10 protein-coding genes are annotated in these 12,999 nt (G+C 53.0%); 8 read left to right on the forward strand and 2 right to left on the reverse strand.

Annotation, left to right across the window (positions count from 1 at the left end; all coding sequences use genetic code 11):
- Positions 1–72 precede the first annotated feature (72 nt).
- From DYU11_RS03490 to DYU11_RS03510, 5 genes are all read left to right on the forward strand, one after another.
- Positions 73–756 carry a response regulator transcription factor gene (locus DYU11_RS03490; protein ID WP_119666237.1) on the forward strand — a complete coding sequence of 228 codons (684 nt, stop codon included), beginning with the start codon at positions 73–75 and terminating at the stop codon, positions 754–756.
- A 3-nt stretch (positions 757–759) separates the two neighbouring features.
- Positions 760–2,136: a HAMP domain-containing sensor histidine kinase gene (locus DYU11_RS03495; RefSeq protein WP_119666238.1), complete on the forward strand. Its 1,377-nt coding sequence runs from the start codon at positions 760–762 to the stop codon at positions 2,134–2,136.
- A gap of 158 nt (positions 2,137–2,294) precedes the next feature.
- Positions 2,295–2,570 (forward strand): hypothetical protein, encoded by a 276-nt coding sequence (locus DYU11_RS03500; protein WP_147367878.1) that lies wholly within the window; start codon positions 2,295–2,297, stop codon positions 2,568–2,570.
- A 97-nt stretch (positions 2,571–2,667) separates the two neighbouring features.
- Positions 2,668–4,290, forward strand: coding sequence for a SulP family inorganic anion transporter (locus tag DYU11_RS03505; protein ID WP_229365682.1), 1,623 nt, complete (start codon positions 2,668–2,670; stop codon positions 4,288–4,290).
- A gap of 80 nt (positions 4,291–4,370) precedes the next feature.
- Positions 4,371–5,267, forward strand: a complete 897-nt coding sequence (locus DYU11_RS03510; protein ID WP_119666698.1) for an HAEPLYID family protein — start codon at positions 4,371–4,373, stop codon at positions 5,265–5,267.
- A 12-nt stretch (positions 5,268–5,279) separates the two neighbouring features.
- On the opposite strand, the gene DYU11_RS03515 is transcribed toward DYU11_RS03510, so the two are convergent.
- Complete coding sequence (locus DYU11_RS03515) at positions 5,280–6,620, reverse strand: NAD(P)/FAD-dependent oxidoreductase (RefSeq protein WP_119666699.1); 1,341 nt, start codon at positions 6,618–6,620, stop codon at positions 5,280–5,282.
- A gap of 220 nt (positions 6,621–6,840) precedes the next feature.
- Between DYU11_RS03515 and DYU11_RS03520 the strand changes: the two genes are divergently transcribed.
- Complete coding sequence (locus DYU11_RS03520) at positions 6,841–9,267, forward strand: TonB-dependent receptor (protein ID WP_119666240.1); 2,427 nt, start codon at positions 6,841–6,843, stop codon at positions 9,265–9,267.
- Positions 9,268–9,292: 25 nt separating this feature from the next.
- Entirely contained in the window at positions 9,293–10,255 is a 963-nt protein-coding gene (locus tag DYU11_RS03525; RefSeq protein WP_158600209.1) for a DUF4249 domain-containing protein, read from the forward strand.
- A gap of 94 nt (positions 10,256–10,349) precedes the next feature.
- On the opposite strand, the gene DYU11_RS03530 is transcribed toward DYU11_RS03525, so the two are convergent.
- A complete protein-coding gene (locus DYU11_RS03530) occupies positions 10,350–11,450 on the reverse strand; it encodes a chorismate mutase (protein ID WP_119666242.1) in 1,101 nt (366 codons plus the stop codon).
- 291 nt (positions 11,451–11,741) lie between these two features.
- Between DYU11_RS03530 and DYU11_RS03535 the strand changes: the two genes are divergently transcribed.
- Positions 11,742–12,965 (forward strand): proline dehydrogenase family protein, encoded by a 1,224-nt coding sequence (locus DYU11_RS03535; protein WP_119666243.1) that lies wholly within the window; start codon positions 11,742–11,744, stop codon positions 12,963–12,965.
- Positions 12,966–12,999: the final 34 nt, after the last annotated feature.

A 12,999-nucleotide genomic window follows, 5' to 3' on the forward strand; every position in this document is an offset into this window, starting at 1 on the left:
TGGCTGTACTGTAACCATAACAAGTCACTTTAGTGGATAGTTATCGTTTATCACGCTGCATAGCTCTGATTCATGCGTATTTTGATAGTTGAGGACGAACAGGACGTAGCTTCGTTTATTAAAAGCGGACTCGAAGACTACGGATTCGCTGCCGATATAGCGCCTGATGCCATTATTGGTCAGAAAATGATGGCCGAGACTCCGTATTCAACCGTTATTCTGGACATTAACCTGCCCATTATCAACGGGTATGAGTTCTGCCAGATCATTCGCGACCGCTACGATGATGTGGTCGTTATTATGCTGACCGCCCTGGGAAGCACCGAACACAAGCTTACGGGATTTGACGTCGGAGCCGACGATTACCTGGTTAAACCATTCGAATTTCGCGAGTTAATGGCCCGTCTGCGAGCCCTGAACCGCCGACGTTCTTCGGCTAAAGCGGAGCCCGCCTTACTGAAAATGGCGGATCTGGAATTGAACGTAATGAGCAAGGAAGTACGGCGTGGTAATCAGAAAATTATGCTTACCGCCCGCGAACTGGCCTTGCTGGAATACTTCATGAAAAACCCCAACAAGGCTCTGAGCCGGTCTGAAATTGCAGAAAACGTCTGGGACGTAACGTTCGACACGGGCACAAACGTCGTAGATGTTTACGTGAATTATCTGCGCAAGAAAGTCGACAAAAATTTCCTGCCGAAGCTGATTCACACCATAAGCGGCATTGGCTACATCATGAAAGAGGACGAAAACTGACGCATGAACATACGCACCCGGCTTTCGGTCAACTTTCTCCTGGTTGTTGCTGCCAATGTTGTACTGCTGTCGCTTACTATCTACGCAACATCGGCCTATTACCGCCGGGTCGACTTTTATAACCGGCTGGCTGATAAAGCCAGATCAACCGCCCGGTTGCTGATCGAGGTTAGTGAGATTAACGAACGACTCCTGCGTATCATTGATCGTTACAACCTGACGGCCCTGCCCGAAGAACAAATCACCGTGTTCGATGCAGACAACCGTATGGTATACCAGAGTGACCTGCGCCCGGATGAAGTGCTGGAAACATCGGCTCTGCTCGACCGTATTCGTGCGGAGGAGCTTATCTGGATGCAGCACAACGAACGGCAGATTGTGGGGTTAACCTATCCCAATCAGTCGAAAAAGTGGGTCATCGTTGCGTCTGCCTACGATGAATACGGCCTGGCGGAGCTGTATCATTTACGGACTATCCTGATCGTCGGTTCACTGCTGAGCCTAACTCTGATGGGTGCGCTGGGGTGGTTCAATGCCGGCCGAACCCTCCAGCCCATCAAGGATGTAGTGAAACAGGTGGATGCCATTACCGTTTCCAAACTTGACAAGCGCGTTCGGGCGGGCAATGATGGCGATGAAATTGCGCAGTTAGCCAGTACTTTCAACCGCCTGCTCGACCGGGTTCAATCGGCACTCGACATGCAGCGGAGCTTTGTTACCAACGCATCGCACGAACTCCGTACCCCGCTGACGGTCATCACGGGGCAGATCGAAACGACCCTCATCAGGCACCGGACGGTTGAAGAACACGAGGCAAAATGGCGGGCGGTGCTCGAAACCATTCACCAGATTAACAAACTGGCCAACGGTCTGCTCCAGCTCGCTCAGGTCAGCGTCGACGAAGCCAGCAAAACGTTCAGGGAGGTACCGGTAGATGAAGTTGTGTATCAGGCCACCCGGCTGCTGACCACCCGGCAACCCGACTTCCAGGTGGCACTGCTGATTCATAACGACGCCGAGTCTGAACCGCCCGATCTGACCATCCTGGGTGATGAATCGCTCCTGACCACGGCGTTTCTGAACCTGATGGAAAATGCCTGTAAGTTTTCGCCCAATAAAAAGGTGGAAGTATCCCTCCAGGCCGACAGCCGGTGGGTTAGCGTTCGATTCAAAGACCAGGGCATAGGCATCAGCAAGACAGACTTACCGCACATTTTTGAGCCGTTTTTCCGGGCCGAAAGCGTGCGGCACATCAAAGGACACGGCATTGGCCTGCCCCTGACGCAGCGCATTGTCGAATTGCACTCCGGCCGGATCACAGTCCTATCGGAAGTGAACCGGGAAACCATTTTTACGATCCGGCTTCCCATATTGCCCTGACTCTAATCGATCTCTAATCGACATCTAATCGCCCTCTCATTGCCTTCTAACCGGTCTCTAATTAGCTCCTTTCTGCCGGGCCGTACCTTTGTAATGGCCAATTTCATCAATTAAACCGGAAGATCATGATCAGTGATGAAACACATAACCGCTCGGCTATGAGCCGTGTCGTCAATTGGGGTACCGTATGGGGCCTCATCTTCCTGACGATCGGTTATAACGTAGTAACGGCCTACCAGCAGAAAGATACGAACAAGCAAGTGCTTCAGGCACAGCTCCAGCAACGGGCTCGCGAGCTGGATTCGCTGAAAACAGTGAAGTATCAACTCGATAATCAATTACATCAGATACGTTCGGCGCTGGACCAATGCGAAACAGCCCAGACTTCGGCAATGACTGACCGCCGGCAGACTGTCGCTACCCGCGGTTTCTAAAACGCATTCAACCGGATTCAAACAATTGGCAGGTGCTCGACCGGCTTGTGTGAATCCGGTTTTCATGTATTCGCATCAACGGATCAACCAACAGCTAATGGGCAACATTCAAAAAAGTAAGGTGATTGATTTTGGTCATCTTCAGGGAGATATTAGAGGGGGCGTTATTTCATTTCTGGTGGCAGTTCCCTTGTGTCTGGGCATTGCCCTGGCTTCGGGCGCTCCGTTGTTTTCGGGAATTATTGCAGGCATCATCGGTGCCATCGTCATTGGTATATTCAGCCGGTCGGCGTTAAGTATTTCTGGACCTGAGGCCGGTTTGATTGTTGTCGTTCTCGGCGCTATCGAGAGCCTGGGGTCATTTCCCGCCGTTCTGCTGGCAATCTGTCTCGCCGGTGTGTTCCAGATTGGCTTCGGCTACGCAAAGGCAGGTATCATCAGCAATTTCTTTCCCTCATCCGTGATCAAGGGAATGCTGGCCGGTATCGGTATCATTTTGATTATTAAGCAGATTCCTCACCTGGTTGGCTACGATGCCGACGCGGCCGAAGAAATTGTGCTGCTACCGAACAAAGGCATTGACATTATCGATCAGTTTCGGCTGGCTTTCGGTCAGTTCAACGTAGCGGCTATTTTCATTGCCATTCTTTCGCTTAGCCTCCTGGTTTTATGGGAGCAGCCGTGGGTAAAAAAGCACCGGCTCCTGAAAAATATTCCAGCCGCCCTGGTAGTTGTTGTCCTGGGCGTCTTCATCAACGAACTCTTAAAAGTGGCGTATCCGCAGTGGGCACTGGGCGGTAATCATCTGGTGCAACTGCCGGTTGCCGACAGCCCGGCTGCTTTCATGCAGTTGCTGACCATGCCGGATTTCACGCAGATCACCAATCCGCAGGTGTATGCAGCCGCTCTGTCAATTGCGCTGGTAGCCAGCCTGGAAGCGCTCTTATCCATTGAAGCCATTGACGATTTAGACCCGCTCAAACGCCGGACACCCACCAACCAGGAGTTGAAAGCCCAGGGTATTGGTAATATCCTGAGTGGACTCCTGGGCGGGCTACCGGTTACGTCGATCATCGTACGGAGTTCCGTGAGCATCAATGCCGGTGCCCGAACCAAAGTGGCAGCTCTGCTGCATGGTACCCTGCTGCTCGTCTGCGTGGTGGCAATTCCGGGCGTTCTGAACATGATTCCGTGGGCGTCGCTGGCTTCTATTCTCTTAATAACGGGTTACAAACTGGCACCCGTTAGCACATTCCGACAACTGTACCGTCTTGGTAAAGTCAGGTTTCTGCCGTTCGTCACGACAGTTGCAGCTATCTTACTCACCGATCTGCTGACAGGTATTGCCATTGGTATGGCTGTCGGACTCTTCTTCATCCTGCGCGAAAACTACCGCAAAGGGCACCAGACCGATACGATCAAGACCGAAAACGGCCGCCCCCTGATTCGGATTCGGCTCGGCGAACACGTATCGTTTCTGAACAAAGCAGGAATTGTTAGCCTTCTGCGGGATGCGCCCGACAACTCAACTATTGAGATCGACGGCACTCAGTCAACGTATATCGACCGTGATGTACTGGATGCGATTCGTAACTTCCGGTCGACCGCACAGTCCCGGAACATCCAACTCATCTTTCGTCGGCCCACCGCATCCGAACTGGCCGTTACCGCTCAGCGATTGAATTCGGTACGTTACCGCAATCGCATGCAGGAGGTCTGAGCAAAATCCGTCCCACCTTTCTTAAGTACCTCTGCGTAAGGAACCTTACGCAGAGGCTAATTACGCTCCGTTATATGTTTATGAAGTGGTTAAGTACCCTGGTGTTGCTGGGTATGTATTCGATTGGTGCCCACGCACAACAGTTTGCCGAAGACTCAACCGTAAGTAACCGTACTCTCGATAGCCTGGCCATCTGGGAGGTAGAAGACGCCCGACATCCCGATAAGGTACTGCATGCCGAGCCACTTTACATCGATCTGATCCGCGACCTGGGTGCCCGTAAAGGTGAACGCGAATGGAACATTGGCCTTGGCCTGACCGACAATCTGAATTACGACACTTATCAGGCACTGATTGAGTACGAGTTTGCGCCCGCAGACCGGCTGGGACTGGAAATCGAATTGCCGATGACCTTTTACATGACCAACGGCATTGATACGCAGAACCAGAACCGCCAGAAACCCGACAATCGGCTCGAAAGCCTCAAGCTGGCAGCTCAGTGGTCCTTTTTTGTGTCCGAGCGCCTACAGACCTCTATGGCCATTGGCTACATCAATGAGCTTGAACTAACCGATCTGAAGCGATTGGGGCAACAGGGCATGATTGAAGGGAACGTATTTAACCCGTTCTTCGTGGCGGCCCGTCGCTGGGGGCAGAACTTTCACACCCTGGTTTATACAGGACCTAAATTTGAACGCAGTTTCAGACACCACCACTGGAAGCGATCGTTCGAAATCAATTCGAACCTGCACTACATGATTCCGGGTACGCGCAATTTTCTGGGTCTTGAGATCAACAAAGCAATCTCCGGCCACACCATGCACACGGTCATGCGGCCTCAGCTACGGGTCGGGGTAGCCGATAATTTACTGGTGGGGATTGTAGCCGGTATTCCAACGCAACGGGATACAGAACGGCTGAGCTCGTTTATCCGGCTGATTTATGAGCCGCGTCACAGCCCCACCGTTCTGCATTGACGTTCAATCTGTTCAGACCGCTTCGTTTCGGAGGATAATCTCCTCGGCCACCTTATCGTCTTTCCGAATAAACGGCCGGATGATCAGTCGCGTACCGCGCTGGTAAGTGAAGAGCCGGTACATCCAGTTGCTGAATACAATCAGTTTGCTCCGGAAGCCAACCAGGTACCAGATGTGCACGAACAGCCACGCCATCCAGGCAATGAATCCGCTCAGGTGTAAATTCTTGGGCAAATCAGCTACGGCTCTGGAGCGCCCTACAATGGCCAGTGAACCTTTATCGAAGTATTCGAAGGGCTGAGTTGGCTCATTGCGCACAATCCGGCGTAAATTTTTTGCCAGTTGGTTAGCTTGCTGAATAGCCGGCTGCGCCACGCCAGGGTGCCCTTTTGGCCACTTCTCGGTTTTCATGAACGCAATATCACCAATGGCAAATACGTCGTTCAGCCCCTGAATCCGGTTAATTGGATCGACCAGGATTCGGCCACGTTCGGTCGACTCGGCAGGAATACCGTCGATCATAACGCCCGTTACACCCGCGGCCCAGACCAACGTCTGCGTTTTGATCTGCTCACCGCCTTTGAACGTAACGATTTCTCCGTCGTAGTTTTCGACCAGCGTATTCAGCTTGACAATAACCCCTAGTTCCTCCAGGTACTGTTGTGCCTTTCGGCCGGCCTCTTCCGACATAGGTGGCAGGACTTTACCCAGACCTTCCACTACGTAAATCCTCATCTGACTGAAATCCAGCCCCGGGTAGTCGGCCGGCAATACGTGCTTCCGCATCTCGGCCAGCGAACCCGCCATTTCTACCCCCGTAGGTCCGGCCCCGGCAATAACAAACGTCAGGAGGCCCTCCCGTTCGGCCGGATCACGGGTGATGCTGGCCTGTTCAAAGCACTGAAGAAACTGACTCCGGATGTTCAGCGCTTCGGGAACAGTCTTGAGCGGAAACGAGTATTTCTGAATTTGCTGATTGCCAAAGAAATTAGACTTGGAACCGCTGGCGATCACCAGGAAATCGTAATGCAGATCACCGATAAGGGTTGAGACTGTTTTGGCCGCCGGATCAATCTTGTTGACCCGTACCATCCGGAAATGGAAATCTTCGTACCCATCAAACATCTTACGAAACGGCTCGGCGATGGCATCGGGCTCGAGCCCTGCGGTCGCCACCTGATAGAGCAGGGGCCAGAATCCATTGTAGTTCTGCTTGTCAAATAGCACAACTTGCATGCCTGAGCCGCGCAGGCTCTTGGCCAAATTCATTCCGCCAAAGCCCCCGCCGATGATGACGACACGAGGTTTGGTTGTTTCGGGTATATTCAGGGAAAGTTTGTCGTATTGTAACATGGCGAATAAGCGATTAAAACGCATTCTCCTTCTATATACAGTACCTGATTTTACGGCTTTTTGTTTCCGTAACTCCCGAAAACTGAGCTTATCCTACACGCACACTGGGTTTTATTATACGCGTACTCCTTTAAAGAATGTTAATTGCTCAGAACCCTGCCGTTACATTCCAACCCTTTTTATATTCTTGTACTCCGAAGTTCTTAGTAGACTCTACGTTATGCGATTATTTCTCTACCCATTACTCTTTTCGTTGTTAATTCAGATTGCCCAGGCTCAAACCCAGTCCACACGCGTTACGGTCAGTGGCTACGTGCGCGAGGCTGCCAGTCAGGAGGCTCTCATCGGCGTCAACGTTTACCTGCCCGGTACCTCGACCGGCACGACGACCAATACGTATGGTTTTTACTCGCTGACCCTACCCGCCACTGATTCCCTCACGCTCGCCTTTTCCTTCGTCGGCTACGGCACCGTCAGCCGAACCGTCAGCTTTCGCCGGAACGCCCAGCTCAACGTTACGTTGACGCCCGGTCGCGAACTGAGTGAAGTACAGGTCAGAGGAGCCCGAACCGACGAAAAAGTCAGCGAAAGCCCGCAGATGAGCCAGATTGATATCCCTGTGGCGCAGATCAAGAAAATTCCGACGCTGCTGGGCGAGAAGGACGTATTGAAAGTCCTGCAGCTCATGCCGGGCGTACAAAAAGGCTCCGAAGGGCAGACCGGCATTTACGTACGGGGTGGCGGCCCCGACCAGAACCTCATTATCCTCGACGACGCGGTCGTTTACAACGCCAACCACCTCTTCGGTTTCTTTTCCGTCTTCAACGGCGACGCGCTCAAGAGTGTGGAGCTCACAAAGGGCGGTTTCCCAGCCCGGTATGGCGGGCGACTCTCATCGGTCATTGAGCTGAACATGAAAGACGGCAACCGCGAGAAGCTGCACGGCGAAGGCGGCATCGGTCTGATTGCCTCGCGGCTAACGCTGGAGGGACCATTTACTAAAAACAAGAAAGGCTCGTTTCTGGTATCGGGCCGGCGGACGTATCTGGACGTGCTGACGGCCCCAATTATCCGGGCGTCAACAAACGGCGAAACCACGGCCGGCTATTATTTCTACGATCTAAACGCCAAAGCCAACTACGATTTTGGTCCCAAGAACCGGGTGTATGTGAGCGGCTACTTCGGTCGCGACCGGTTTTATTCCCGCGAAGACGGCGGAACTTTTGATATTGGCTTAGGCTGGGGCAATGCGACGGGGACAGTACGCTGGAATCACCTGTTCAGCCAGAAACTGTTCGCCAATTTATCATTGATTTACAGCAACTACGATTTCGGGATTTCGTCGGACGAAACGGACCAGAACGGCCAGAACGCTACGTCGTTACGATACCGATCGGGTATCCGCGATCTGGGCGTAAAATTTGACCTGGATTACTACCCAACGCCCCGCCATTCGTTTCGGATGGGCGGGCAGGCGACGGCACACCGCTTTACGCCCAGTGCGCTGGTAGTACAGAACAGGCTGATCGACGAGTTCACGCGCAACGTTGAAGCGATCAACGCCGTCGAAGCGGGTCTGTACGCCGAAGATGTCTGGCAACCCACCGACCGCTGGCGCATCAACGCGGGTTTACGACTGAGCGCATTTCAGCAGGGAAGCGTTACGTATCTGCGCCCCGAACCGCGGCTGTCGGCGTCGTATCAACTGCGACCGGGGCTGTCGGCCAAGGCGTCTTATGCCACCATGAACCAGTACATTCACCTGCTCAGCAACACCGGCATCGGCCTGCCCACCGACCTGTGGGTGCCGACTACCGACCGCGTAGCTCCACAACAGTCGCGGCAGGTGGCCGTTGGGCTGGCGCGGGATTTTTCGGATAATTTCGTGCTGGGTAAAGGCTTCGCCCTGACGCTGGAGGGCTATTACAAGCAGATGCAGAATATCATCAACTACCGCGAGGGCGCCAGCTTTCTGCTCATCGACGACCCGACGTCGGCCGAGCGGGTGCGCTGGGAAGACAACGTAACGGCGGGCCGGGGCTGGTCCTATGGCGCGGAGGTGCTGCTGCAAAAGAAAGTCGGTCGGCTGTCGGGCTGGCTGGGCTACACCCTGTCGTGGACGCAGTGGCAGTTCGCCGAACTAAACGGCGGGCGGCCGTTCTTCCCCCGCTACGACCGGCGGCACGACGTATCGGTGGTGGGCATCTATGAACTAAGCAAGCGCATTACCCTATCCGGTACGTGGGTGTACGGTACGGGTCAGGCGTTGACGGTGCCGGTTGCGAATTACCAGGCGTTTTTGCATGACCCCGGTCTGCGTACCGTCTATGCCAATGGGATGAATTCGATAATTGCTCCGTTGTTCAGTTACCCGGGCGAGGTTAGCGATTACGGTGGGCAGCGAAATAGTTTCCGGGCAGAAGCGTACCATCGTTTCGACGTAGGTATTCAGTTCCACAAACAGAAACGACGCCATGAGCGGACCTGGGAGTTTAGTCTCTACAATGCCTACAACCGCCGAAATCCGTTTTTCTATAATTTAGAAACCATTGCTCCGCAGGACCGTAGTCAGCCCGGCCGCACAGCTCTGTTTCGGTACTCGGTGTTTCCGGTGGTACCCTCGTTCAGTTACAATTTCAAATTTTGAGCAACTGACTTTATCTTCTATGACTATGAAACGAATAGCTGGTCTGTTACTTTTTGCTGCTGGCGTTCTGTTCCTAATGGCTTGTGATAGTCTGCGACAGGAAATAAACCCCGACCGGTTGACTACTGAACCCCAGAAATTAGTCGTGAGTTGCTTCATCGCGCCGGGCGATACGGCCGTTGTGGTGCGTGTATCCCGTTCCCAATCGGTCGTGGGAACGACAACGCCCGCCAGCAGTACGGTTGCCAATGCGCTCGTCACATTTTCGGACGGCACCCAGTCCGTTACGTTACGTGTTCGGGACAGTCAAACGTACATGTATGGGATTTTACTCAGTGGCTTCAGTGAATATTGGGCGAAAACGTCAGTAATGCCCATCCGAGCGGGGCAAACGTACCGATTACGGGTTGAAGCTCCGGGTAGCCCGGCCGTCGAAGCCGAATGCACGGTGCCGGGACCGGTGGCACTTTCGTCGTTTACGGTAGACTCGGCCGTTATCAACAATTTTGGCTTTACCAGCACGGAATATTACGTTCGGTTGCGCTGGACCGACCCGGCTGGTCAGGCTAATTTTTACCGGGTGGCTGGTTCAAATGAATATTCCTTTACCACCAGGTATACCCAGCCTAATAGACCCCCACGGGACACAACAATTCGGCAAATCGGTCAAATCTCTTTTGGTAATAACTTAACCGTGAACGATGCCGGGCGCGACGGGCAGGATATGATTTCCGGCCGTGGCCAGCTGGTTGCGTCCTCTTCTTTCGTAACCGGACAGAGGCAGTCGGTTCGCCCGGCTGGTCGGGTAGCTGTGTATCTGCTCAACGTCGACGAAAATTATTATCGCTATCACGACGCCGTAGAACGGCAGGCCGGCACGGATGGTAATCCCTTCGCCGAGCCGGTGCCTATTCCGACAAACATCCGGGGCGGTTTGGGTTGCTTCGGAGCCTATAACCGCTCATCGCTGACAATGGAGCTGAAGTAAAGACAGGCAAAAAGAGAGGGAGGCTAGGAGAAAAGAGTTGCACGGTTGCAACTTCCTTTCTCCTGGCCTCCCCTTCTTCCTTTTCTCCTTATTTTTAAACCGCCGGCTGGTTGTTCATTACCTCCGTCTGCTTCCGGATTGATTCCATGTGGATGATCTTGTAAATCTCCTCCACCAGTTCAGGATACAGATTCAGGCGCTGACCCAGTTCAGTACGGGTTTTCAGAATTTCTTTCCAGCGGTCGGGCTGGAACAGCGTTACGTTATTGTCGCGCTTGTATTCAGCCAGCCGTTCAACCAGCGCCATCCGGGCTGCCAGCATCTCAACGATCTGCCGGTCAACGTTATCGATGTTGCGCCGGGTCTGATCCATAACCCCCTGAAATTCGAGGTTTTCTGACTCAACCTGACGAATCTGGAGGTGATCGAGCATATCGCCGAAGGCTGCCGGCGTCAGTTGCTGAGCCGCATCACTCCAGGCGTTATCCGGGTCAATGTGCGATTCAACGATCAGACCGTCGTAGTTGAGGTCCATCGCCATTTGTGCCAGCTCATTGAGGTAAGCCCGTTTGCCAGCCATGTGGCTCGGGTCACCGATGATAGGCAACTGCGGGAAAATAGACTTGAGCTCGATGGCCATCTGCCACATCGGTACGTTGCGGTATTTGGTCGCTTCGCCCGTAGCAAACCCGCGGTGGATTGCCCCCAGTTTCTTAATCCCAGCACCGGCAAGACGCTCAAAAGCACCGACCCACAGAGCTAGGTCCGGGTTCACCGGGTTTTTGACCAGTACCGGCACGTCGACACCCCGCAGCGCATCGGCGATCTCCTGCACATTAAAGGGGTTCACTGTCGTACGAGCGCCCACCCACAGGATATCGACGCCGTATTTAAGCGCCAGTTCAATGTGTTCAGGCGTAGCGACTTCCACGGCGAACGGCAGCCCCGTTTCGGCTTTAGCCCGCTGAATCCAGGGCAGGGCTGCTTCGCCCATTCCCTCGAAACTTCCGGGGCGCGTACGGGGCTTCCATACACCGGCACGGATGGCATGTACGGCACCCAGCGCTTTGAGCTGGCGGGCCGTTTCACAGAGTTGCTCTTCGGTCTCGGCACTGCACGGACCAGCGATAATCAAAGGTTTGCCGTCGGTCTGTATCCACGATCCAAGCGGCTCAACGGCTAAGTCAACTTTCATATGTATGCGTAATCTGGAAATAACACCTCAATTCTATAGGGAACTTTTAATTCAATTTTGTAGTATATTTGCAAGAGGAATCGACTGTTTTTCAGCCCGGTTCCTTCATTTGTCTTAACGGGTTTTAAACTTGTTTTCAGTAGCTGCGTCTGCCCGCTTAACCGAATGTGCCGAAAATTCGTTTTATATTTCGGCCAGAAAAGGCAGTTCGTGTTAACCAAGCAACGCACTAATGCTATGGAAGTAGCACCGTCAGAACGGAGCACTGATATGTCGAACCGAAGTAATCCTATGCCAAGTACTGTCCAGCGGGTGACCGCACTCCGAGAGATTGAGGTGAAACCCGTCTCCTTCGAGGACACTTCGATTGCTTTCTCTTCCCAGTCGAATTCAAAACTTCGAAAAACGTACTGGTTATTTGCGTTGATGAATAAGGGATGGCTGGTAAATTTAGGCACTTTTTTTATAAAAATTGCGCTGAAGCTCAAACTACCCATCAAACTGCTTGTAAAGAATACGATTTTTGAACAATTCTGCGGTGGGGAAACCATCCGCGACTGTGAGAAGACAATCCAGCATCTGCATAACGCCCACGTCGGAACCATCCTCGACTATTCGGTTGAGGGTGAGGAAAGTGAAAAATGTTTCGACGATACGACCCTCGAAATCCTGCGCACCATCGAACGGGCCAGCGAATCCAGCGAAATTCCTTTCTCAGTCTTTAAAGTAACCGGCATCGCGTCTACAGAACTCCTCGAAGCCGTTCAGATTGGCGACTCGCTCAACAAGGAGCAGAAAGCCCAGTTTGAGCTGGTTCTTCAGCGCGTAGATACGCTTTGCCGTCGTGCGTATGAACGGAACGTCCGGATTTTCATCGATGCTGAGGAAAGCTGGATTCAGGATACGATCGATACGCTCGCGTATGAGATGATGGATCGGTATAACCACGAACGGCCCGTTGTTTACAATACGTATCAGATGTATCGTTGGGAAAGCCTCGATCATCTGCGCCGGGATGTGCAGGAAGCGCGGGCTAAAGGTTATTTCCTGGGGGCCAAACTGGTTCGTGGGGCGTATCTGGAGAAAGAACGCCTGCGGGCTCATGAGGAGGAATACCAGGACCCGATTCAGCCTACGAAGGATGACACCGACCGTGATTTTAATCTGGCGATTGATTTCTGCCTGGAGAATCGCGATGTAGTATCAATCTGTCTCGGTACGCACAACGAGTATAGTTGCCAGTACTGCATTCAGTGCATGAAGCAACTCGGTATTGCCCCGGGCGACCCGCACATTTACTTTGCTCAGCTGCTGGGTATGAGTGATAATATTTCGTTCAATCTGGCAAATGCAGGCTATAACGTAGCCAAATACGTGCCCTACGGCCCGGTTGAGGCTGTTATGCCGTATTTGTTTCGCCGGGCCGACGAAAATAAGTCTATTGCCGGGCAGAGCAGCCGGGAATTTACGCTGGTTAGCAACGAACTGGCTCGCCGGAAAGGCTGTCGCCGATAGAACCAGGCGTTGGCCGACTGATTATAAGCTTATA

Source organism: Fibrisoma montanum (assembly GCF_003583365.1).
Classification (GTDB): domain Bacteria; phylum Bacteroidota; class Bacteroidia; order Cytophagales; family Spirosomataceae; genus Fibrisoma; species Fibrisoma montanum.

Bases quoted from the DNA above. Each gene is read 5' to 3' on its own strand.
- DYU11_RS03490 (WP_119666237.1), top strand. From the start codon at position 73: ATGCGTATTTTGATAGTTGAGGACGAACAGGACGTAGCTTCGTTTATT.
- DYU11_RS03495 (WP_119666238.1), top strand. From the start codon at position 760: ATGAACATACGCACCCGGCTTTCGGTCAACTTTCTCCTGGTTGTTGCT.
- DYU11_RS03500 (WP_147367878.1), top strand. From the start codon at position 2,295: ATGAGCCGTGTCGTCAATTGGGGTACCGTATGGGGCCTCATCTTCCTG.
- DYU11_RS03505 (WP_229365682.1), top strand. From the start codon at position 2,668: ATGGGCAACATTCAAAAAAGTAAGGTGATTGATTTTGGTCATCTTCAG.
- DYU11_RS03510 (WP_119666698.1), top strand. From the start codon at position 4,371: ATGAAGTGGTTAAGTACCCTGGTGTTGCTGGGTATGTATTCGATTGGT.
- DYU11_RS03515 (WP_119666699.1), bottom strand. From the start codon at position 6,620: ATGTTACAATACGACAAACTTTCCCTGAATATACCCGAAACAACCAAA.
- DYU11_RS03520 (WP_119666240.1), top strand. From the start codon at position 6,841: ATGCGATTATTTCTCTACCCATTACTCTTTTCGTTGTTAATTCAGATT.
- DYU11_RS03525 (WP_158600209.1), top strand. From the start codon at position 9,293: ATGAAACGAATAGCTGGTCTGTTACTTTTTGCTGCTGGCGTTCTGTTC.
- DYU11_RS03530 (WP_119666242.1), bottom strand. From the start codon at position 11,450: ATGAAAGTTGACTTAGCCGTTGAGCCGCTTGGATCGTGGATACAGACC.
- DYU11_RS03535 (WP_119666243.1), top strand. From the start codon at position 11,742: ATGCCAAGTACTGTCCAGCGGGTGACCGCACTCCGAGAGATTGAGGTG.